This is a genomic window from Cyanobacterium sp. HL-69 (genome assembly GCA_002813895.1).
Classification (GTDB): Bacteria; Cyanobacteriota; Cyanobacteriia; order Cyanobacteriales; family Cyanobacteriaceae; genus Cyanobacterium.
Genome location: CP024912.1, coordinates 811,904 through 836,437, shown reverse-complemented (window position 1 = coordinate 836,437; position 24,534 = coordinate 811,904). Strand labels below are relative to the sequence as shown.

Annotated in this window: 11 protein-coding genes; 4 read left to right on the top strand and 7 right to left on the bottom strand. The window is 40.0% G+C overall.

What is annotated here, in order from left to right; translation table 11 throughout:
* Window positions 1-62 precede the first annotated feature (62 nt).
* Complete coding sequence (locus AA637_RS03740; protein WP_069791611.1) at window positions 63-491, top strand: FHA domain-containing protein; 429 nt, start codon at window positions 63-65, stop codon at window positions 489-491.
* Between the two features lie 122 nt (window positions 492-613).
* Here the strand turns inward: AA637_RS03740 and AA637_RS03735 are convergent, their stop codons facing one another.
* Window positions 614-9,244: an alpha/beta fold hydrolase gene (locus AA637_RS03735; RefSeq protein WP_446683951.1), complete on the bottom strand. Its 8,631-nt coding sequence runs from the start codon at window positions 9,242-9,244 to the stop codon at window positions 614-616.
* A 348-nt stretch (window positions 9,245-9,592) separates the two neighbouring features.
* Window positions 9,593-9,733 carry a high light inducible protein gene (locus tag AA637_RS03730; RefSeq protein ID WP_069791612.1) on the bottom strand — a complete coding sequence of 47 codons (141 nt, stop codon included), beginning with the start codon at window positions 9,731-9,733 and terminating at the stop codon, window positions 9,593-9,595.
* Between the two features lie 251 nt (window positions 9,734-9,984).
* Between AA637_RS03730 and AA637_RS03725 the strand changes: the two genes are divergently transcribed.
* Window positions 9,985-11,088: a peptidylprolyl isomerase gene (locus AA637_RS03725; RefSeq protein ID WP_446683950.1), complete on the top strand. Its 1,104-nt coding sequence runs from the start codon at window positions 9,985-9,987 to the stop codon at window positions 11,086-11,088.
* A gap of 146 nt (window positions 11,089-11,234) precedes the next feature.
* On the opposite strand, the gene AA637_RS03720 is transcribed toward AA637_RS03725, so the two are convergent.
* The 5 genes from AA637_RS03720 to AA637_RS03700 form a co-directional block, all read right to left on the bottom strand.
* The gene (locus AA637_RS03720; RefSeq protein WP_446683949.1) at window positions 11,235-14,615 is read right to left on the bottom strand and encodes a methyl-accepting chemotaxis protein; all 3,381 of its coding nucleotides are present in this window, start codon (window positions 14,613-14,615) and stop codon (window positions 11,235-11,237) included.
* A gap of 79 nt (window positions 14,616-14,694) precedes the next feature.
* The gene (locus AA637_RS03715; RefSeq protein ID WP_446683948.1) at window positions 14,695-17,979 is read right to left on the bottom strand and encodes a methyl-accepting chemotaxis protein; all 3,285 of its coding nucleotides are present in this window, start codon (window positions 17,977-17,979) and stop codon (window positions 14,695-14,697) included.
* A gap of 293 nt (window positions 17,980-18,272) precedes the next feature.
* Window positions 18,273-18,953, bottom strand: coding sequence for a uracil-DNA glycosylase family protein (locus tag AA637_RS03710; protein WP_446683947.1), 681 nt, complete (start codon window positions 18,951-18,953; stop codon window positions 18,273-18,275).
* Between the two features lie 72 nt (window positions 18,954-19,025).
* Window positions 19,026-20,822, bottom strand: a complete 1,797-nt coding sequence (locus tag AA637_RS03705) for an ABC transporter ATP-binding protein (RefSeq protein WP_446683946.1) — start codon at window positions 20,820-20,822, stop codon at window positions 19,026-19,028.
* A 15-nt stretch (window positions 20,823-20,837) separates the two neighbouring features.
* A complete protein-coding gene (locus AA637_RS03700; protein WP_446683945.1) occupies window positions 20,838-22,097 on the bottom strand; it encodes an efflux RND transporter periplasmic adaptor subunit in 1,260 nt (419 codons plus the stop codon).
* Window positions 22,098-22,600: 503 nt separating this feature from the next.
* Here AA637_RS03700 and prfA point away from each other — a divergent pair.
* Window positions 22,601-23,716 (top strand): peptide chain release factor 1, encoded by a 1,116-nt coding sequence (prfA, locus tag AA637_RS03695; RefSeq protein ID WP_446683944.1) that lies wholly within the window; start codon window positions 22,601-22,603, stop codon window positions 23,714-23,716.
* Window positions 23,717-23,870: 154 nt separating this feature from the next.
* Window positions 23,871-24,413: a hydrogenase subunit MbhD domain-containing protein gene (locus AA637_RS03690; RefSeq protein ID WP_446683943.1), complete on the top strand. Its 543-nt coding sequence runs from the start codon at window positions 23,871-23,873 to the stop codon at window positions 24,411-24,413.
* Window positions 24,414-24,534 lie beyond the last annotated feature (121 nt).

Here is a 24,534-nt window from a genome sequence, read left to right as displayed (position 1 = left end):
TTAAATCACACTCAAATCAATGATTGAATATCATTAGCACAATAATCACTAAAAAATTAGAAATGACAGCCCAACCCCATACAGCACATATATTAGTTGTAGAAGACGATAAAGGTAGAAGAGAAATATTGCTCAAAAAAAATAAATACTCCATCGGTAGAGGAAGAAACTGCGATATTGTCATCCAATCCCCCTTTGTATCCCGTCATCATGCCACTATCATGCGTATTTTTGATGAGGAAGGGTTTGCTCACTACCACATCGTTGATGGTAATGGAGAAGAATTGAGCGCTAATGGCATTATCATCAATGGTAAAAAAATAAACAATACCCAGCTAAAAACTGGAGATAAAGTAGTATTTGGGCCCCAAGTTTTCGCCATTTATCACCAATCTAGTCGGGATGTATTTCCCCCCCTTCCCCCCGATGATCCTTTTGACATTACTTTGATCGATCCTGCTATGATGGGAACAGATTTTGAATCTCCTTAACCCAGTTTGGATAAAAAGGAAAAAACAGGACGTATCATCCTACGTCCATACAGGTTTTATTTCAGGGTGATAAATCTTTAAGAGCTTTACATGACCAAGATTTTAAGCACATAAAATACATCCTAAATAATAACATCAGCTAAACTCAAAGGGTTTTCTAAGTGTAAATTATGCCCCCCAACCATGGTAAAAATTCGAGTATTTGCCATGGCTGTTTTTTGTGCCTCCAAATCTTGAGGACGATTAAAAGAACTATTATCACCATATACTAGAGTAATGGACGCTTCAATGCCAGATAATAGCTTTAGGTATTGATTACGGGGAATACTGTTAAAACCTACCCCAATCCTAGTGGCTAATAAAGGAGAATAAGTGAAAGTTACCCCACCTTCTACAGGTTTTGTCATCCTTTTAGCAAGTGTGAGGGCAAAGCCATCCTCTAATTGAGGGGCTGTTTTTTGTAGTCGTTGGGCAACTATTTCCACCGTATCAAATACAGGGAGAGGAGGCACATTCAGCAGGTTATTCAATTGACTACTAATATTTTCTACATTCTTATTACCTTTATTTTCTGCTGGTAAAATAGGTTCAATCAAATATAATTTTTCTACTTTTTCAGGACGCATACCAGCATATATTCCTGTAATCATAGAGCCAAAAGAATGACCAACTAAAGTGATTGTTTGCCCATTATTTAACTCATCAATTAAACAGTCTAAATCTGCTACAAAATCAAGTAAATTATAAGCACACCCTAGGCTGTTATGGTCAGATTTACCATGTCCTCTCATATCAGGGGCAATCACATAGTATCCTTTTTGAACTAAGTTTTGAGCTACTTTTTCCCAGGCAAAACCTTGATCTAATATTCCATGGACAATAAATAGAGGAGGATTGTTTTCATCTCCCCAAGTAGAAACACATATATTTAAACCTCTAATATCAAGATATTTTTCTTTGGTTTCTACGGTGTTTGATTCATGGGGTAATTCATAGTTAAATGTTTCAGATAATTGTCTAGTGATAGGGTTTAATAGTATTGGTAATTGAACTTTTTTCCAGTGATTTGCTAAATTTGGATCGATTTTTTTACGACTATTAAAATTTGGATCTCCTACGGACATGGATTGTTTATATAACCCTGCGGTCATTCTTTCCCCTTCATAGGGATTTAGTAGAGATTTACTAAACTCAATTCCTAGAAAATTACTTATTTTTTCCATCTCTTTTTGTGGAGATGTCACTAAATTTTCATAATAAATAGTTAAAATTTTATTACTATCTATTTGCTTACTAAAATTAATAACATTTTGATTACTTTGATACCAGATGTTTTCCCCAATTTCATAAGGGTTTGCCTCTTTTATATCTAATAATTTATCCATTCTCATCCGTGCAAATGATTCTATGACAGAATAAGGGTGACGAACTAAATGAATATATTTTGCTTGAGAAAAGATATTTTCTGCATTATAGAGAGTTTGTTTACTACTTGCATAAGTGGGCGATTTGTCGATTAAAAGACGATTTTTGCCGAAAGACTGCAAGATTTCATACACTTGGGCGATGGTTAAGTTTTCCTCAACCCATTGATTAATTAATGCTTCACTTTCTTCGGCACTAATTTGTTTTAAATCCATGACGGTGCGAATCAACCCTTCCCCAAGGTGAGAAGATTCCAATTCCCGTTGTCTTTCCTCCATGGTGGCAAAGGGTAATAGGTGCAATTCGGGGGGAGAAACCAAGGCGGGATGCCCAGCCAACATTACCCGCAGGAGGGTTGAACCTGAGCGCGGACTTGATAAGATAAAGGCAATAGGTTGGTGATTGGTGGGATTAAAGGTGGGCTTTTCTTCCTCTTCTTCGGGGGATGGAGAAACTATCATCCCTTTTTGGCTGGAGGAGGTGATTTTACTACTATTACTATCATGGCTGGTGGTAAATTCTTGGGCTAAATACTGCGCTAGGGTGGAAATTTGGGGGCGCTCATAAATTTCCCTAGGGTATAACATTAATTGTAGGTCGTTTTTCAGGTGATTAATGGCTTCCATCACCATTAATGAATCCATACCTAAATCTATGAGGCTATCTTCGGGGGTAATTTTTTCCTTGTCTATATGAAGGATAAGGGCGATCGCACTTATGAGATAATCTATTAATAGCTTTATTCTGGCAGTATCATCGGCTTTTAGTAATTGGTTAAATAATTGAGTTTGACTATCATCTTTTTTATTCTCTTCCTTGTCAGAAGAAGAAATTATATTTTGTAGATAAGGAGATTGAGACAATTGAGGAAACTTACGGGCAACATTATCCCAGTTAAACTTGATTACCCCTAGCCCAGAGTTAGGATAATTCATCAAATCCCCTACCATGGAGATACCCTTATCAGGAGAGATGGTTTCAATACCCACCGCCTTTAAACCCTCTTGGGTTGCCTTCGCCATACCCACAGAAAAAGCACCCCAGTTAATACTCAAACAGGGTAAACTAAGGGATTGACGATAAGCCGCAAAAGTATCGAGGTAACTATTCGCCATGGCATAATTACCCTGTCCTATAGAGCCTAACATAGAAGCCACAGAAGAATACAAGATAAAAAAGTCAAGACTGTTATCGAGGGTGAGTAGATGTAAATTATTTACTCCCACCACCTTAGCTTCCATTACCTTAGCCAATTTTTCAGGGGAAAGAGTTGCCAAGATAGCATCATCCAATACCCCTGCGGTATGAATAATCCCTTTGAGGGGAGGAAAAGACTTATTAATATCATCAATAATTTTTCTCAAGGATTCTTTTTTAGTTACATCCCCTTGTTTGACAACTACATTAATACCCTCTTCTTGCCATTGACTAATTTTTTGAGAAGCCGAAGAAGAAGGTTGACTACGGGAAACAAGAATAAGATTTTTTGCCCCCTGACTAATTAAATAATTAGCAGTTTCTAAACCTAATGCCCCTAATCCCCCTGTAATGAGATAACTACCAGAGGATTTGACACTAACTTTTTTGGCTTCCTTGGGGGTATCAAGAGTTTTATTTTGTAAACGACAATAGAAAACAGCATTATCCCTGATTGCCGTCATAGTTTCTTCTGGCTTATGGTTAACGAGGTAACCAAGAAGAGGAAGGGCAAGGTTACTATTATCTATATCAATCATACCCCCCCAGTATTCACTATGTTCGAGGGCAATCACTTTTCCTAATCCCCAGATACTGCCACCGTAGGGATTAATTTTTTCTTGTTGGGTAATAGATTGACTGTTTTGGCTAATTAACCATATTTTTACTTGATGCTTACTGTTAACTAAATTTTGAATTAGATAGATAACGGGTAAACAGTCTAAATAATTATTAGCAGTCAATTGATTAATATTCTCTAAATCATCATCTTGAGTGATTGCCCAACCATAGATAATTTTTTCTACCTTATCACCAAGACTATCTAACAATAATTGGTAGTCTTTTTTCTGTTGAGGATTAATATAATAGGTGTTTTCTTCCTGACGATAACTTTCTCCTTGATAGACTAAATAAACTCGACTACCTTGGGAGGTTAATTCCTCTGCCCATGTCTCCCCTAATTTTTCATCATCCACAAAGATTAAATAACTACTAGGGAGATTTGTAGGAAAAGAGTCTTCCTCACTCTCGATATGGATAGAGATACCATGGGGATTATTTTCTGTAGATACCTTAGTTAAGGGATGATTTTTTACCGATACCCCTTCAATAACTAACTCATTGGAGGTAATAACTGTCGTAGTTTTTTCCTCCATAACATTAGAGGCAAGATTTACCACAGAAATAGAAGAGTCTTTTTCCCATACCACTTCATATAACCACTGTTGACTATCATCAACGCTATTACTTACACTATCTCCATGCCAGTATCTTTGATGTTGCCAAGGATAGTTAGGTAAAGAAACCCTTTCTAAATAGGGATAATCTTGATTAAAACCATACCAGTCAATTTTTAATCCTTGCTGGTAAAGAATACCTAGACTAGAAAGTAAATTTTGCCAGTCGGATTCTTCTTTGCGTAAACTAGGCAACCAAAGACAATCATCGGGATTAGTTTTGTTTTCTACTATCATCCTTGCCATGCCAAGGAGGGTTGGTTTACTGCCAATTTCCAAAAAAATTTGATAGTTTTGTTGTTGTAAATACTCCACACTTTGGGCAAAGTTAACGGGATTGATAATATGTTTTACCCAATAGTCTGGGGAGGCAATTTCTTCGCCGATGGTTTTTCCTGTGAGATTAGAGACTATTTCCCCTTGAGGTGAATTATAGGTAATTTCTTGGGCAATTTTTTCAAAATCTACTAAGATAGGTTGCATCAATCGGGAATGAAAGCCGTGGGAAACTCTTAGTGGACGACATTTTACTTTACTTTCTTTGGCGGTAGTTTGTAATTGCAGTAAGTCTTCTTTTTTCCCTGAGACAACAATATTACTATTACCGTTGATGGCGGCAATGTCGAGGGGTAATCCTGTTTTTGTAATTAACTTTTTGACGGTGTCAAGGTTGGTAAATAGACACACCATGCCCCCATCGAGGGGAAGTTGTTGCATGAGTTTACCACGGTGGGCGACTAATTTGAGGGCATCTTCTAAACTAAAAACTCCTGCAAGGGTAGCGGCAACGTATTCGCCCACACTATGCCCCATCATCATAGATGGTTTTACTCCCCATGATAGCCACAGTTGCGCAAGGGCATATTCTACTACGAAGATGGCGGGTTGGGTATAGATGGTTTGGTTAAGGGTTTCTTTTTCTTCGGGGTTAAAGATTATCTCGGTAAGGGGTTTCTCTAAATATTGACGAAGAATCTCACCACAGTAATCAATGGTGTCTTTGAAAAGGGGGGCAGTTTGATATAACTCTTTGCCCATATTATTATACTGTGAGCCTTGCCCTGTAAATAAGAAGGCTATTTGATTATTGTTAATCTGGTTTTCTGGGAAAATTGTCACCGAAGACAGTTTTTCTGTTAATTCTGTCTTGTTTTTTGCACTAATGGCTAAACGATGGTTAAAGTGCGATCGCCCTTGGTTTGTGCTATAACAAATATGACTAATATCATCTCCCTGTGTCTTGGTAAGATAACCTTGATAACGATTAACTAACTCTTGAAGGGCTTTTTCTGTTGTCGCACTAAGGGTTAAAAGATGATAAGGACGTTTGACTTTTTCTGTCTTAACTTCTTTTTCTTCTATAGTTACAGGAGAATCAATCATATCTCCCACTATAACATGGGCATTTGTTCCTCCAAAACCAAAGGAACTTACCCCGGCAAAACGAGGTTGATTAGATTTTTTCCACTCCACTGATTTAGTGGCAATTTGTAAGCGACTTTTTTCTAAATTGATATAGGGATTTAATTTTGTAAAGTTAACGATGGAGGGTATCTCTTCATGATTTAACATCAACACAGTTTTTATTAACCCTGCAATACCTGCGGCAGCTTCTAAATGCCCGATGTTTGTTTTCGCACTACCTAACCAACAAATAGGGTAGTCTTTTTCTCTTGTTTCTTTTATCTTCTGTGCAGAGGAATCATCGACAGTAACAGAAGACTCTTTTCCTTTTCCATTAGCTACACTCTGAGGGGAAGTCTTTTCCTCTTTGCTATTAACTACACTGTCAAAGGAAGTCTTTCCCTCATTGTCATCCATAACAGAAGAAGAATTAACAGTCCGTTGCCCATCCACCAAAGGTAATAAACCAGCCAACGAATTAACCTCGATAGGATCTCCTAAAGGTGTTCCAGTTCCATGAGCTTCGATATAATTAATTTTATCAGGAGTAATAGACGCATTTTTCCACGCCGATTGAATTACCCTCTGTTGCGCTTTACCTGAAGGCGCCGTTAACCCGTTACTACGCCCATCCTGATTAATGGCGCTACCATGAATTACCGCCAACACCTTGTCACGATCAGCTAAGGCTTTAGTTAAAGGTTTGAGGATAATTACCCCGCAACCTTCCCCGCGCCCATAACCATCGGCATCTTCAGAGAAAGTTTTACACTTGCCATCCTCTGCCATCATCCCTGCTTTTTGGAAAGTTTCTGTCAATTCGGGGGCAAGAATCAAGTTTACTCCCCCTACAATGGCACAGTCACACTCACCATTTTTAAGGCTATTTACTGCTAAGTGTACCGCAACCAAAGAAGATGAACAGGCGGTATCCACACTCAAGGAAGGGCCAGTTAAATTAAAATTATAGGATATACGGTTAGAGGCGATCGCACTGGAATTTCCCGTACCAGAATAAACATTAACATCCCACCCATGTTTCATCTGTAACTGGGCATAATCTTGGCTACTAATACCCATAAACACTCCCGTGGCACTACCCGAAATTTTTTCTGTCGTCAAATGGGCATTTTCCAGCGCTTCATAGGTTACCTCTAATAAAATACGCTGTTGTGGGTCAATATTTATCGCCTCACGGGTGGAAATTCCAAAAAATTGTGGGTCAAATTGGTCATAATCTTTTATATAACCCCCAAAACTATCGATGTTCGGCCGCAGATAAGTTTTGCTAATGCTATTCTTGTTATTCGATAACAATTCCCAATAATGCTTAGGGCTATCCGCCTCTGGAAAACGACAAGCCATGGCGACAATGGCAATTTGTTCTACTTTTTGCTCGTTTTTTTCTTCAACTTCTAAGCCTAGAATATTATCATTTTTTAATTCAGACAAATAAAAAGATAAACTTCTTATATTAGGATAATCATAAGCCAAAGTGGGAGACAATTTACAACCTAAATAATCTTCAAGATCGGCGGTGAGTTGCACAGCTTGGACGGAATCTAGTCCATAATTGATAAAAGGTTGTTCTATATCGATGGAATTAGGATTTACTTGTAAGCGATTAGCAACGTTATTTGCTAGCCATTGTCGTATCTTTAAATTTTTTTTATTAATATTTTTATTATCAAAAATATTATTGTTTTTTAATCTATTTATAGTTGTTATATCATTACTTTTCAAAGATGTAGTAGAGTGTAAATCCCACTGGGCGACTATAGGTAAATTTCCCTCTAAAAATTCTTTCCGAGAGGCATAACGAGCAATCTTACCACTAGAGGTTTTAGGAATACTACCGGTGCGAATTAAAACTATAGAATGAGCTTGTAATTCGTGATTTTCAGCAACTACTTTACGAATTGCATCAAATATTTCTTGCTTTAAATTCTCACTTTGCCTTACCTTCTGTAAAAAAGTTCTTTTCAGTTCAAAAACTATGATCAGTTGCTCATCATTATCCTTCTCAATGGCAAAAGCAGCACCACTTTCAGAGTTAATTGCCTCGTGAATATTCCCCACACTTTCTTCTATATCTTGGGGGTAATGATTTCTACCCCTAATAATAATTAAATCCTTTAATCTTCCTGTAACAAATAACTCTCCATCACTGAGAAAACCTAAATCCCCAGTGCGTAGAAAACCCTTTTTTTTTCCGTTTTTAGTAGTGCCATTAAAGGTTTTCTCGGTTAATTCTTCTTTCAACCAATAACCCTGAGTTACACTTTCCCCTTTTACCCATATTTCCCCTACGTTATTATCAGGGCATTGTACGAGGGTATCAGGATTGACAATATTTACCTCTAATTGGGGAGATATGGTGCCACTGCTGACAACTTTTTGTATATCGCCTTCATCTTCAGGATTAAAAACAATTTGATTTTCTTGTAGTTTAGTAGCAGAGATATTTTTGACAGTGGGAGACTCATAGGGATTTGCCCCCGACACAATGAGAGTGGTTTCTGCCATACCATAACAGGGGTAGAAACTTTCTTTTTGAAAGCCACAATCACCGAAATATTGGCTAAATTTGGCAATAGTTTCTGCCCTCACAGGCTCAGCACCACTAAACGCCAGTTTCCAATGGCTCAAATCTAAATCCTGTTTCTGCTGTGGTGTGACGGAGTTGACACACATTTCATAAGCAAAATTTGGGCCTCCTGCGGTGGTTGCTTTATACTTACTAATAGCCCGTAACCAGCGAATGGGGCGCTGTAGGAAGGTAACGGGGGGCAACATGATGGAGTGAAAACGAGAGTAAATTGGTTGTAAAATACCTCCAATTAAGCCCATATCGTGGTAAGGGGGAAGCCAAAATGAGCCTACACAATGTTCGTCGTTATGAAAATAATCTTTGATTAGCTGAGAGTTGTGGACTAGGTTACCATGACTTACGATAACTCCTTTGGGTGTGCCTGTAGAGCCGCTGGTATATTGCAAAAAAGCGGTTTCTTCTGGTTTGATGGGGTGTGGTTGCCAGTTTTGGGCTACACTTAGGGGGATGTCATCGGTGGTAATACAAGTTATATCATCGTTTTTGGTTAATTTTTGCTCAATTTTTTCTTTGAGTGCTTGAGTTGTCAGGGCAAATAATGCGCCAGCATCTTTGATAATAGCGGATAAGCGGGTATAGGAACGATTGGCACGGGGAGGATAGGCGGGGGTAGCGATGACTCCTGCATAGAGACAACCGAGGAAGGCGGTGACGAATTCTAGCCCCGGTTGATATAGTAATAATGCTCTTTCTCCTTTTGCTTTTCTGCTTTGGAGTTTATGGGCGATCGCCCTTGCTTGTTGATCTAATTGATGATAGGTTAGATAATCAGACTCGTTCTCACCATCCCCTAAGAAGGTGAAGATAACTTGATTTGGGTGCAAGACTGCACGCTCTTGAAGAAGACTGACGAAACTAGAGTATCTAACGTATCCCATGTATATCGAATCAACCTGATTATTAAGTGTTTTTATAATTATGAAACAATCTTTAACAATTCACAATTATGAATTGTCAGATCATACCATAATAACAATTGAGAATTGATAATTGATAATTGATAATTAATTTTTCCTTACCATGGTATTTCCATAAGACCATTACTTAATGATCCAATGAAGTATTATTGAACCATGAAAGACATTTAATCTTCAAGATATAACCACCATTGCCGATTCCCCACTATACAACGTCAAAAAAGTTAAGATAAAAAAAAGGAGAGTACACACTCTCCTTCTAATCTTATGGGCAATTTGTTTAAACGATTAATGAAACGAAAGTTAGAACTACATTAAGCCTAACTGAGAGAGAATACCTTGACCAGTCAATAACTCGGTTAAAATACCGATTACGAAACCTAACATTGCTAAACGACCATTCCAGTTTTCAGCAAATGCGGTGAAACCTAATTTTCCTTTATCTTCCATGATGTATCTCCTATATATCTATAATTGCAGTCTTAGTCAACTACTTGATAATTAATTTAACATACATTTTCAAACTTGGCAACATTTTGTTACATTCTTTTTTAAAAAAGACCGTAAGGTAAGTCATTGAGCCACCAAGAAAACTATTTTAAGTGTTTGTTCCCTAACTGATTCATTTTCAATTGTTAATGTTTGAGCTTCACTGTTTATGAAATAATGGCATTAAACAGTTTTAAAAAAAATTAGTAATTATGAAACTTAATTGGTGGCAACGTACAAGTAAGCTAATCGTTGCAACGATATTAATATTTACCATGGCGATCGCCTTTACCCCCACAAAGATGCAAAATGCCCACGCATTTTTAGCCCAAGGGGATGCAATTACAGATCCAGAGGCGATTTTAAGATATGCCCTACCCATTGATAACAAAGAAATCAGAGAAGTTCAAAGTAACATCGAAAAAATAGAAAGAGATTTAAGATCAAAACGTTGGAAAAGAGTAGAAAAAGAAGTTAGAAACGCTGCTTTTGCCCTCCGACTCCATGGAGATGACATTGCCAAGGACGTACCTGCTGGGTTTTCTGCAAGAAGCAGAGAATTAGTAGATAGTATCATCGAAGATGTAGAAGCCCTACAAGAATTAGTGGCAGGACAAAAAAGAGATGATATTCTCGCCACAAGGGAAAAAATCCTTGAAAACGTCACCGAAATAGAAGAAGCCATGGTGAGAGCATATCCCTTTGAAGTACCCCAAGAATATGCCAACCTGCCCCAACTCAAAGGTAGAGCGAAAGTAAAAATCACCAGCACCCAAGGAGACTTAATGGTGGAAGTAGATGGCTATAGCGCTCCCGTTACGGGGGGTAACTTTGTGGATTTGGTACAAAGAAAATTTTACGATAACCTTCCCTTTATTCGTGCCGAAGACTTCTACGTCATACAAACAGGAGATCCTGAAGGAGAAGAAGTGGGCTTTATCGATCCTAAAACCAACAAATATCGCTCTATTCCCTTAGAAATTTTGGTTAAGGGCGAATCTGAGCCTATTTACGGCTTCACCACCGAGGATGTGGGAATGTACCTAGCGGAACCCGTACTGCCGTTTAATGCTTACGGTGCCGTGGCTTTAGCCCGTCCTAGTAGTGATCCCAACGGTGGTTCATCTCAATTTTTCTTCTTCAAGTTTGACACGGAAGTCACCCCCCCCGGTTATAACCTTATGGACGGCAGATTTGCCGTGTTTGCTTACGTCACCGATGGCGCCGAAGTGTTGGAAAAACTTACCCCAGAAGATAAGATTATTTCTGCTGAAGTGATAGAGGGCGCTGAAAATTTAGTTCAACCCCAAGCATAGATGATAGGGGCGCACCATGGTGCGTTCCCAAAGATTTAGGGTAACTGATGTCAGCTATCAGAGGGGCAAGGGGTTTAAACCCCTTGTTAAGAACTCATAAAAAATTTATGTCCATCATCAACTATCAATTCTCCATTATCAATTAACTACCCTACCTTAAACTGAGCCACGTTAGACTCCAACTCTTGGGCAACCTGTAGCAATTGACGGAAAGAGTCAGAGAGCTTAGTTACAGATACCGTGGTTTTCTGAGCAACCCTTGCCACATCAGTCATTTTTATCCCTACATCTTCAGAGTTTTCCGACTGTTCAAAGGCGGCTTCGGCGATCGCCTCTACCAGCTCATTAATCTGAGAAGTAGCTGCGGTAATTTGGTTTAAACTTTGACGGGTTTCCTCCACCAGTTTACTTCCCTCTACCACCTGCTCGTTACCCTGTTCCATAGCCGTTACTACCACCTTCGTTTCCGAAAGAATCTCTGTAACCAGTTTATCAATGTCCGCCGTTGCCGAAGCCGATTGACTAGCTAAAGTTCTGACCTCCTCAGCAATTACCGCAAACCCTGTTCCTTGTTCCCCTGCACGGGCGGCCTCGATGGATGCTTTGAGAGCCAAAAGGTGAGTTTGAGCAGCAAAACGACCGATCAGACCGACCACTGTAGAAATATTTTGGGTGGTATCCCCTAATTTTTTCATCTGTTTTGTGGCTTGTTGTACTGTAGTCCGAATTTCCATAATAGATTTAACAGTACGGTTCATGGCGACTTCTCCCATTTCCACGCTTTCTTGCGCCCTTTGTAGCACTTCTTCTGCTTGTTCCGCATTTTCAGCCACAAGAGTACTAGAATTACTCATGGCCTGAACGGTTTGCAAAGCCTGAGTGATGTTCAATACCTGCTCTTTGATTTCCGCTTGTAAAACGTTAACATCATTTTCGTTCACGGTGGTGGTTTTGGTTACGGAGGTGGCTGCGGTTTGTACCTGAGATACAATTTTCCGTAAACTTTCGATGGTGGCATTGTAAGAGTCAGCAATGGTACCAATTTCGTCTTCTGTCACCGTGGCTCGAATGGTCAAGTCTCCTTCGGATACTGGATCTACCTGCATCAAGAGGTCTAAGGCTCGTTTTTGTAATAACTCTTTTGCCTCTCTTTGCTCTTGTTCCGATATTTGTTGAGCTTGTAAAAGGTTTACTCTTTCTAAACCTAAGCCCACTTGGGTGGAAAGTTGGCTAAATAGTTCAATTTCCCCTGCTTCCCAGTCACGGGGGCCAGAACACTGGTGACAGATTAATAGTCCTAATAATTTTTGATCTACGATGATGGGGGAGACGAGGTTGGCAATGACTCCAAAGGGTTTTAGTTGTTGCAGATGACAGTCTGTTAAACCCGCTTTATAAATATTGGGGGTGGCTTGAACTCTACCCTGTTGATATTTTTCCACATAGCGATCTGCAAAACAAGGGTCAGCAATGACCGCTCCTATGGCTTTGGGATATTCTTCCCCCACGGATTCGGCGATGATGGTTCCCTGCCAGTTTTCATCAAATTCATAGACGATGGTGCGATCGCACTGTAGGGCATAACGAACATCAGAAACCACTTGATTTAAAAGTTCTTGTCGGCTAGTTTTTGAAGCAATGGCGAGGGTAATTTCCTTAAGTTGTTCTGCACTACGGGCAGCAATCATCTGGGTTTTGAGCAAACCTACCCTGTCCAAAATTACCCCAAAACGGAGGGCAATTTGACCCATAAAGCTAATTTCTTTTTCTCCCCAAGTATGTTGATTTTCACAATGGTGGGCAATAAAAAGGGCAAATAATTTTCCTTGACTGATAATGGGCACTACTAAGTTAGATTTAATTTGTAGGCGGTACATGAGGGCTTCATGTTCAGGAGCAAACCCTGCATTATAAACATCAGTGGTGGGAACTATTCGACCATTTATATAGGCTTGTCTTAGTTCCAGGGGAATACAGGGATCATTAATATCTTCTTCTAGGGCGCTAGGAAATCTCGGATCTCCTGCTTCGTTGGAAATATAACCACTCCAATCGGATTTAAAGCGATAGATAACGAGGCGATCTACCCGAAGAATTCTTTTTGCTCTTCTGAGGGCTTTATCAAATACTTGGTTTACATCATCTTCGTCAAGGGTACGAGAACCCGTAATTTCTTGGAGTAGTCCGCCTTTTTCGTTGTCGAGTAGTAGCATCCCTTCGTTTTGGACAATGTTGGTGGCTAGTTCGTTAAAGGTTCTGGCTAGTTTGCCAATTTCATCATCCCCTAATATTTGGGCTTGGATGTTGTAATCCCCCGCCATAAATTTTTCGGTGGTGCCTTGTAATGCTTCTACTCTCTGGGCAATGGTCTTGCCGAGAATGATGATTAATAAGAGACTAAATAAAATTACCCCAATGGCCACCTGAATTTGGAAAGTAACGCTGTTCCTTAAAATGGAGTTTAGCTCTCTTTCTGGGGTACCACGAACGATAATAGCGATGGAATCTCCTAAACTGTTACGGAGAACTTCGGCGGTAACCGTATGAATTTCCCCATCAATGGAAGTACGACCGGATGCGATTTGATCTGGATCTCTGAGGGCTTGTTGGAGAACGGCATTATCCTCCATGGAAACGTCTTGTTCCCTAGTGTCTTCTCTACCCAATAGAGAACTGGCCACACGAAATTCCCCTTCCCCAAGGAGTTTATAAATACTGGCATAACCGCCACTGAATAAGTTTACAGTGTCTTCTACCACGGTATATTTACCATTGATAACATCCCCTGACACCAGTACACCAACCACTTGATCGCTGTTGAGGGCAAATACGGGGGTGAAGGTATAACGAATCAGCGCAGGGCTGTTAGGCTCGAATAGTCCTAGGTTGGGAGGATTTTCCCTTTCAAGGTCTTCCCATGATACTAATTCACTGATTTTAATTTGTTCTGGGTTTTCGATAACTCTACTGACCAATCCATTGGGATCGAATATTTCCCCTGTGCGATCGCTATTAGCATTGACGATGATACGCCGATCTACCCCTACTAGGGTTGCATACTCAATGTTACGGGCGGTAATTTCGTTGGCAAGAATTTGTCGAACGATGGCTTTATTTTCTGGGCTAATATTGCTCCCTGCGATCGCCCCTTGAATAACCGCCGTATTATCCGATTGTCCCCGAAAACCAAAACCCATTTGATTAACTTTAATGTTGTAGTTAATTTTCGATGCTTCTAGCTCCGAGATGGATTGGTTAACTAATTGCGCCCGTCCCCCCGTAATAACTTGGGTTACACTAACCCCCACCAAAGAGGCGATCGCCACGGTTTGGGCGCTCAACAATACTAATAATTGTTTGCGACGCAAAGGAAGATCATAAAACCACTGCACCAAAGGGGAAGATTCTTTTTTAACGGTTTTTGCCTCTTGACGGGGTTCAGGAGGAACATTCATTACCAAACGAGTTTTATGGTTCGGTGCAAAATTATCAATGTTGATTTGTGGTCTTTGGGGTGTTTGAGTCATGGTTAATAAGAAAGTAGGGGATAAATCAATAAAAGAGAATTAGGGAAGGGAAAGAGAAAAACTTTCCCCCAGGAAGCCATTAGTCAACTTTGAACTTACTGACACTCATCTGTAAGTTTTCGGATACCTTAAGAAGTTTACGGAACTTACGGGATACATCATCCACCGCCATGGAGGTTTCCGAAGCAATGGAAGCCACATCCGCCATGGTTTCTGTAATTTCCTCCGAAGTCTGAGACTGTTCCGCCGCTGCCGCTGAAATAGCCGTTACCAACTGGTTAATCTGGGCAGAAGCCGCCGTAATCTGAGTCAAAGAAGAACGAGTTTCCTCCACCAACCTTGTACCCTCTACCACCTGCTCTGTACCAGTTTCCATGGCTTTTACCACCTCATTGGTTTCCTGTTGAATTTCAGCCACCACCTTCTCAATGTCCGCCGTTGCTTCTGCCGACTGACGGGCCAAAGAACGTACCTCTTCGGCTACCACCGCAAAACCTCGTCCTTCTTCCCCCGCATGGGCTGCCTCAATGGAAGCATTAAGGGCCAGTAGGTTAGTTTGATCCGCAAAACTACTAATTAAGTTAACAACCTTAGAAATTTTCTGAGTTGATTCCCCTAATCGTTTTACCTTCTTAGCGGTTTCCGCCACGGTTTCTCGGATGGCGAGGATACCATCTACCGTACGATTCATTGCCATTTCCCCTTCTTCCACACTACGGTTAGACTGTTGCACCGCTTGTTCTGCTTGTTCTGCACTATCTAGTACCAGACGGGCAGACATGGAGAAAGACTGAATACGCTCAAGGGCCGTATTAATATCATCAGACTGACGGACAATTTCCGTGGCGAGGTTACCAATAAATTCTTCTTGTTCGGTTACAATTTCCGTTACCGCATGGGAGCCTCCTTGTACCTGAGTTACCAGTTTTCTCAAACTTTCGATGGTGGCGTTGTACGAGTCGGCAATGGTGCCAATTTCATCCTCTGTCACCGTAGCTCGAATAGTCAAATCCCCCTGAGAAACGGGATCTACCTGCATCAACAATTCTAAAGCCCGTTGTTGGATAGTTTCTTTTTGCTGTCTTTGGGTACTTTCTGCCAATTTCTGACGATCTAAAAGTTGTACCCTTTCAAGGGCAGGACCAATTTGAGTAGCTAACTGAGAAATAAAGCTAGATTCTGACTCTGTCCAATTTCTAGGGGCAGAACATTGGTGAGCAATTAATAGTCCTAACAATTCCCCTTCCACAACGATGGGAGTAACAAGATTGGCTTTCACCTCAAAGGGTTCTAACTGTTCGATGTGACATTTTGTTAACCCTGCGGTATAAATATTGGGGGTCGCTTGAACCCTGCCCTGTTTATATTTATCAACGTATTTATCCGCAAAACAAGGGTCTTTGATCATCGCCCCGAGAGCCTTGGGAAATTCAGCATTAACGGATTCAGCGATAATAGTACCCTTCCAGTCTTGGTCAAAAGTATAAATGATAACTCGGTCCGCCCTCAACGCCGCACGAGTTTCAGTGGTAGCTACATCAAATACTTTATCTTTGGTCAAAGACTCAGCAATTTTGAAACTAATATCTTTTAGCTGCATGGAAAGGTAACTATCTAACTGTTGATTTTCCAGTAGCATTACCCTCTCAAGGGCAGGACCGACTTGGGTTGCTGTTTGGGTAAGGAAGTCAATTTCGTAGGAGCGCCAATTTCTGGGGGCAGAACATTGGTGGGCAATGAGTAGTCCTAATAGTTTTCCTTGAACCACAATGGGAGCCACAAGGTTGGCTTTAACCGAAAAGGGTTCTAACTGTTTAAGGTGACAATCGGTAAGTCCTGCTTTATAAATATCATTGGTGGCTTGAACCCTGCCATTAAGATATTTATCGATATATTTTTCTTCAAAACAAGGGTCATGGATTCTTGCTCCAAAGGCGGTGGGATATTGAGGATCAACGGATTCTGATACAATGGTTCCCGCCCAAGTTTCATCAAAACTATAAACAATTACCCTGTCGGCAGAGAGGGCTTTACGAATTTCACTAACGGCAATGGAGAATACTTCATTAACCTCGAAGGCTTTGGTCATTTCAAAGGTAATGTTTTTGAGGAGGTTAGATTGATTGGCAAAAATTTGTTGATCTTGAACTAATTCTCTCAATTGGGAGGTCATTACGTTGAAATTTCCTGCTAACAAACCAATTTCATCTTCACTACGTATGGGTATTTCTTGATTTAAGTCTCCTTCCCCAATTTGTTTCACTGCATCGGAAATTTCTTTGATGGGGCTTGTGGCTTTTTTAGCTAGGTATAGGGCGGCTATACTTACCCCTGCCCCTGTGATTACTACCCCTGCGAATAACCAACCTAGTAAGGCACTTTTATGGGCGAAAGCTGTTCTACTATCGAGGGTGACAAGGGTTTTCCAGATCTGATCTTGTTGTTGCCAAGTTTGAAAACCTACCAAAACTTCTTCCCCGTTTCTCACACCGTCTGTGACGGGAATATTCTCAGGGTTTTCTGTTTGTGTAAGGACGGTTTGGGCTTGGGGTATCACATCCCCAATGGATTGCCCTAGGGTGGTGGAGTCTTCAGAAAATACGATATTATTTTCTTCGTCAACGATAAAAAATTCTTGTCCACTTTCGGCGATATAGCTAAATTTTTCTTTGATATTTTCAACAGAAATACCCCCTACTACCACCCCTACCATTTCATTGGTTTGGTCAAAAATTGGGGAACCTATTAAGATGTAATTCTGACCGTCAATTTCTTTGACACGACTAATATTCCCTTGTTGGGTTGTAATTATTTGCTCAAAATAGGATTCTGTAAACTGGTTGGGCAGGTTCACTTGTCCACCACCCAAACTGGATGTGCCGTTTACTTCCACTACATTTACAAAACTGTAGTCAGGATAGATTTCCAGATAACGATTTAAAAATGCTTGTTTGTCTGCTTCGGTGACGGGTACACCTCTTAATTCTTCGACGGTAAGTACATCTGATTCACTGATACTTCTGATGTTGTCGTAGCGATTGGTTAAGTATGTTTGAATCTCTCTGCTGACACTTTGGGCGCTTTGTTGGATTTGGGTGTCAATTTCATTTCTAAATTGAGTGTTGGTAGAAACATATCCCACTGCACCTACTACGATGGATGGTATTACTCCCATCAAAATTGCGGTAATGGTGGCTTTATTTTTGAGATTTTGCTTGTACCACCAGTTTGCTAAACCATTCTCTGATTTGGTGATTACTGTTTTCGATGGGTTCGTCTCTGGGGAGTTATTACCGTTGCTTAGACTGTTGGGGACGTTGTCATCTGTGGGGGTATGAGTTGGTTTAGGGGTAATCTGAGTCATTTAATCTGCCTCTTGTTCTGCTCTTGGAATTTTTTATAGATATATTTGCTTATTAATTCTGTGATGATTAATAAGAATGGGGAATGTTATTGTTAATGAATTAGGTCACAGTGTTATGACTTTGACTATTTTCAGAAATTATAGGTGAGATTTTCATTTCACATAAATTCTGATTCATTAACTAAATCATTTTTATAAATACTGTTACAGTTACTATTATGAGCTATTATTTTCACATTGTGACAATATTTATGTGGTCTCTAGGAAATTAATAAACATTTACAATAATTTTATTAAAATTCTAGGCTGGCTAATCTTGCTTGTAACATTCCGGGAAATAATCGATAGTAACGTTGATTAAGAGGGGAGGGATGGGGCAGAGGGGAAATGAGAGTTTTTTTATGAACAGTATTTCCTTGGTTATCTATGGATGTTAAATTAACTTCGATGCTCTGGTGATAACGATTGTCTTTGTCTGCCCAAAATTGATTAAATGTTTCTTTATCGGTGTAGGGTTCAAACCATTTAAATGCTTCTGTGCCGAGGGTGATAATATGATTTCCTTGCCAATGGATAGTTAGTAGTTGTTCTACAAAGGGACGAAATCTTTTTTTGACTCTCACTCCGTAGGCTTTGTTTTCAGGGGGTTTGTAGGGTACTGTATTAGTCAATAAGAGGCGATCGCACACAGCCATTAATTTATCCCTATCACTGGTATTTTCTTTGTATATGGCTCGATAAAAGCCTTGGCGAACTAATGTACCAGAAGCCCCGATTAATGGTTGTCCTGCCATGACTTCATCACGCCCTAAATCCCGTCCAAAAAAGCAAACATTACTTTTAAGATTTCCGTAATAGAGAATGGGTTTTGTGGGGTCTTTTTTTGCGGATTCATATACGGGTACATCCAAGGGAAAATCAGCACTTTGGGCTTCTGTCTGAATGGCGTTGATTAGTTCTTCCAAATTTGACATGGGATATTATATTAATGGGCAATGGGCAATGGGCAATGGGCAATTTACAATTAATAATACTAACATCATTAATTAAGCTAAGGTAGGAAACTTAGGGATAGAGGCAATCAACTTTTTAGTGTAATCCCGTTGAGGATGATTAATAATTTGTTCTGTGGTGGCAATTTCCTCAATCTTACCCCTATTCATGACCATGATGCGATCGCTCATAAACTTAACCACACTCAAATCATGGGAAATAAAAATATAGGTTAGACCAAAATCCCGTTGCAACTCCTTAAGCAAATTTAACACCTGTGCCTGAATAGAAACATCCAAAGCCGACACCGACTCATCACAGATAATTAACTGAGGATTAAGCGCCAACGCCTTAGCAATACATACCCTTTGCCTTTGCCCCCCCGACAACTCATGGGGATAACGATTAAACCAATCAGGGGATAAACCAACCCTTTCGAGTAAATAAGAAACCCTTTCCTTGCGTTTACGACTATTGCCCCCCATTTTATGGATTTCCATGGGTTCAATAATGGTTTTACCAATACTCATGCGAGGGTTAAGGGAATTATAGGGATTTTGGAAGACAATTTGTAATTCTCGGCGTAACTTGCGTAAAAGAGGATCATTTTTCTTGTATTTGGCTAAATCCTGCCCCAAAAAGTCAATTTTGCCCGAAATAGGATTAATTAACCGTAACAAAGTTCTTGCCAAGGTGGACTTCCCACAACCAGATTCCCCGACTAAACCCAATGTTTCTCCTGCAAAAACTTGAAAACTCACATCATCCACCGCCCAAAAATAATCCGCAGGTTTAATGCCCCAAGAAAAAATACCAGGTTTACGAAAACCAACTATTAAATTTTCCACCGCAATCAAAGGTTGATCCAATTTCACCTTTTTTGGAGGTAAATCGACTTCGGAAATATGACCATCATTGACCATCAAAGAAGCCACCGTGGGTAAATACTCCCTATGGTCATCCAATCGAGGGCGACAGGCCAGTAAACCTTTTGTGTAGGAGCTTTGGGGATTTAATAACACCTCTTGGGTTTCGCCATATTCCAAAACCTTACCATGGTACATCACCGCCAAAAAATCAGCTATGTTTGCCACCACTGATAAGTCATGGGTGATGAAAATGACTGACATCTGACGGCTTCGCGCTAATTCTTTCAAAAGTTCTAAAATGGTGGCCTGTACGGTGACATCAAGGGCTGTGGTAGGCTCATCGGCAATGAGGAGACGAGGATTACAGGAAATTGCCATGGCAATCATTACCCTTTGCAGTTGTCCTCCGCTCATTTCGTGGGGGTAGCGTTTGAGAATTTCTCTTTTTCGCTCGTTGATGTATTTAGTTACTTCTTTCTCATTGGGATTAGGGCTTTTTGTTTCTTTATAAAAATCTTGGGTAAGGATGTCATCATTAGGCAATAATTTTACTTCTTGTAAAACGCTGATGGCTTGTCTTCGGGCTTCACTTTCTGATATTTTCTGATGTTGTAGTATGGCTTCGGTAATCTGAAAACCAATGTTATATAAGGGATTTAGAGAACTCATGGGTTCTTGGAAAATCATGGCTATTTTACCCCCTCGATATTCTCTTCTGGCTTCTTCGTTGAGGCTTTGTAAGTCGATGGGGGATGATTCGATATTATCTTGATACCAGATTTGTCCTTGGGTTTTACCGTTACCTGCCATTAAGCCCATGATAGCCAGGGAGGTAACGGATTTTCCTGAGCCTGACTCCCCTACTATGCCAAGGGTTTTTCCTGCGTCTAGTTCAAAGTTTATTCCGTTGACGGCGGTGGAGGGGTTATGGTTATCGTCAAAAAATGTTACTTCTAAATCTTGTACGTTTAATATTTTCATGGCGTTATAGGGTGATTAGTCATCAGAAATTATGCTCAAGCTGACATTTTGCCCATCTTGGAGGGGTTGACTACTTCTTACCACTAGGCGATCGGATTCTGTTAAACCTTGAGTGACTTCGATTCTACCATTACGGTTGCTACCTACAACTATAGAACGAGCTATCACGGAGGGTTCATCATTATTTTCGTTGAGAACAAAAACGGTTTGATTGTTGGAGTTGTCGTTATTACCAACGGTGAGGGCGTTTTGGGGAATGATAATGGGGGGGGTTCTATTATCGGCAAGGGTGACTCGGGCTAGTAAACCACCGTTAATGGATTGGTTGTTGGTGTCGAGGGTTATTTCGAGGGGAATTTGTCTAACGTTGGCATCGGCAGCGGGGGAAATGGTGGAAACTACGCCACTAAAGGTTTGATTGGGATATGCGTCTAGGCGGACATTGACGGGGCTACCAATGGAAAAGTCGCTTAAGTCTAATTCGGAGACGGAGATTTGTACTTTTACTTGGCTAAAGTCGCCAATACGCAATATTTCGCCCCCCGGTTGCACGAGGTTGCCTGGTTGGGTAAGTCTTTCGAGGACTCGTCCTGCATTACTGGCACTGATTTGGGTGTAGTTTAGTCTTTGTCTGGCTTCGGCAATGATGGCCTGTTGGCTCTGGATTCTGCCGTCGATCGCACTTACGGCGGATTCTCTTACTCTGACTTGGGATTGGGCGGATGATACTTCTTGGAGGGCTGTTCTTTCTTCGGTTTGGGCGACTTCTAATTCTCTACGGGCGATCGCACCTTCTCTATTTAATTCTTCAAATCGGTTAACGTCGGCTTGGGCTTGTTGTAGTCTGATACGGGCTGATTCTACCTGAGATTGAGCGTCATTGATTTCGGCTACGGCTCTTAATCTCTCGGCACGGAGGCTTGATAGTTCTCCTTGCGCTCTGGTGAGGGCTGAACTTAAAATGGTGTCATCCAATCTGGCAATGGTTTGTCCTGTGCTGAGGGTATCTCCAACATCTACCGCTAAACTCAGTAATTGTCCTTCTACTTGCGATCGCACGATAACTTCCCTTACGGGCTGGGTGGTGCCAATATATTCTTGGGCTTCTTCAAGGTTCTCTCTATTGACCCTTACCGCATCTACGGAAGGGGCTGATGGTCTTTCTTGTCCCCCCCTTTCCTCTTGGGCTTGGATGGTTTCCTCTGCGATACAACCCCCTAAAAATGCACAACAAAGGGCGATCGTACACAGTTTACCAAATCTATTTACTACCATGGGATTTCTGAGCTAGTTAGATAATCAAAATTATTACCGTTGACAAAGTCTTAAGTTTTGTAAATTTAAAGACGGCTTTATTCTATCACAGGGATTTTGTTTTGGCAGTTAAACAAAAATTATCAAGCAAAACATTGTCATAAAAGTCTTTTTTACAAAGTATCAATGAAACAGAAAAACTTAATGTAATAAATGCTTTTTAGATTTAGTAAACAACAAAAGTCATTCATTGCTATTCATTTTATCCTATCAAAAATTAACAGTTCTTTCTTCGAGTTAAATTCTCCGTTAATATGCCTGTTAAAGTGTTCTAAATTGGTAACTAGCTTCCTTGGTAGGTTATTTTATAATGGGGAGTGGCAAGAAAAAGCCTAAACCAATATCTTCGGAACTGATAAACTAAAGATATATAAAAGTTATTCTTAATTTCTACAACCTAAAGAAAATTGCTTGGTGTTAGTAGGTTTCGAGATTATAGTTAGTTAAATTATTATAGAGAAAAGATGGCAGAATCGTATTTAATAGATAAATTAAATTCCGTTGAAACAACCTTTCACGAGTTGACCAGACGACTAGGAGATCCAGATATAGCAACGAATCCCAGTGAACTACAGAAGATTGCCAAAATGCGTTCTTCCTTAGAAGAAACGGTAATTACTTACACGGAATGGAAACAAGCCCAGGACGAATTGAAGGGAGCAAAAGAGATTTATAAAGAATCAAATGCAGATCCTGAAATGAAGGAAATGGCAGGGATGGAAATTGAGGAATTACAAGAACAAATTGAGCGGTTAGAAGGAAAGCTAAAGGTATTGTTATTGCCCCGAGATCCTAACGACGATAAAAATATTATGTTAGAAATTAGGGCTGGTACAGGGGGCGATGAGGCTAGTATTTGGGCGGGAGATTTGGTACGGATGTATTCCCGCTATGCGGAATTGGTTAACTGGAATGTGAAGTTGTTGAGCGAATCTCCTGCGGAAATGGGAGGGTTTAAGGAAGCTATCTTGGAAATTACTGGGGATAATGTGTATAGTCAACTCAAGTTTGAGGCGGGGGTACATCGGGTACAAAGAGTACCTTTGACCGAGGCGGGGGGAAGAGTTCACACATCCACCGCTACTGTCGCCATTATGCCCGAAGTTGATGATGTGGAAGTGCAAATTGACCCTAAAGATATTGAGATGAGTACAGCTCGTTCTGGAGGTGCTGGGGGACAAAACGTCAACAAGGTAGAAACGGCGGTGGATTTAATGCACAAACCCACGGGAATTCGTATTTTCTGTACCGAAGAGCGATCGCAACTTAAAAACCGTGAAAGGGCGATGCAGATTTTACGGGCAAAACTCTACGAAATAAAACTCAAGGAGCAGCAGGATTCTGTAAGTTCTATGCGTAAATCCCAAGTGGGTACAGGGGCAAGATCTGAGAAAATTCGCACCTATAATTATAAAGATAATCGGGCAACGGATCACCGTTTAAATCGTAATTTTGATCTTAATTCTGTTTTAGAAGGTAAAATTGTTGATGTGATTCAGGCTTGTATTGCCCAAGATCAACAAGAAAGGTTAGAGGAAATGGCAGCTTCCCCTGACACGGCCCAAGCATTATTGGGATAATTAAAGTTGATTTTTTGTAATCATTAGACATCTTCAAAAAAATATTAATATATGCTCTGAGGAATTACTTTTTCTCTTGTCTAAAAGTTATTGGAGATGTCTATTATCTTATGCTATTTTTTGTTAATTTTTAGTCATAAATTAATTATCTACTATGGAAAATTTATACATATATATTATTACCGCCTTAATGCCTATTTCCGCATTGTTGTTAATATTACAACCAAATCCTTATTATGCCCTTGTGATTAGGGGAATTTTGGGGGCAGTTGCTGTATTGGTTTATGTTATCTTGGGCGGTGCAGATGTTGCTCTTACAGAAGCGTTGGTGGGTACTTTATTAACCATAGCTCTTTATGTGATTGCTATTCGTTCATCCATGATAGTAAAAATAGGTGTTTTGACAGAAAATGAAACTTCTACGGAACTAACGGAAATTAGTGATAAGTTAAAAGGGATTATTTCCCAACATTATTTGAGGTTGGAATTGTTAACCTACGACACTGAGAAACAGTTAAATTACGCCCTTGAAAATCAAGATATTCACGGCATAATCAATTGTTCTACATCCATAGAGGATAATTCTATTTCTCCTTATAAAACTATCGTGAGAATACCAAGAATTTATGAGATTATTGAACCAGAAATTAATTATGTTTTTATGAATAAAAAGTTAGAGGGAACTATCAAACACTAATTTTGTCGGAATCAAAAAGTGAGTTAATGGGAAAAATTTGAGAATTTTAAAATCAGTAATAAGGTTTTTTTAATATTTTAGGGTTGTATCTGTAATATTTTTGTAACTTCAAATATATATC

Coding starts and splice junctions, on each gene's coding strand:
- AA637_RS03740 (WP_069791611.1), top strand. CDS start 63: ATGACAGCCCAACCCCATACAGCACATATATTAGTTGTAGAAGACGAT.
- AA637_RS03735 (WP_446683951.1), bottom strand. CDS start 9,244: ATGGGATACGTTAGATACTCTAGTTTCGTCAGTCTTCTTCAAGAGCGT.
- AA637_RS03730 (WP_069791612.1), bottom strand. CDS start 9,733: ATGGAAGATAAAGGAAAATTAGGTTTCACCGCATTTGCTGAAAACTGG.
- AA637_RS03725 (WP_446683950.1), top strand. CDS start 9,985: ATGAAACTTAATTGGTGGCAACGTACAAGTAAGCTAATCGTTGCAACG.
- AA637_RS03720 (WP_446683949.1), bottom strand. CDS start 14,615: ATGACTCAAACACCCCAAAGACCACAAATCAACATTGATAATTTTGCA.
- AA637_RS03715 (WP_446683948.1), bottom strand. CDS start 17,979: ATGACTCAGATTACCCCTAAACCAACTCATACCCCCACAGATGACAAC.
- AA637_RS03710 (WP_446683947.1), bottom strand. CDS start 18,953: ATGTCAAATTTGGAAGAACTAATCAACGCCATTCAGACAGAAGCCCAA.
- AA637_RS03705 (WP_446683946.1), bottom strand. CDS start 20,822: ATGAAAATATTAAACGTACAAGATTTAGAAGTAACATTTTTTGACGAT.
- AA637_RS03700 (WP_446683945.1), bottom strand. CDS start 22,097: ATGGTAGTAAATAGATTTGGTAAACTGTGTACGATCGCCCTTTGTTGT.
- prfA (WP_446683944.1), top strand. CDS start 22,601: ATGGCAGAATCGTATTTAATAGATAAATTAAATTCCGTTGAAACAACC.
- AA637_RS03690 (WP_446683943.1), top strand. CDS start 23,871: ATGGAAAATTTATACATATATATTATTACCGCCTTAATGCCTATTTCC.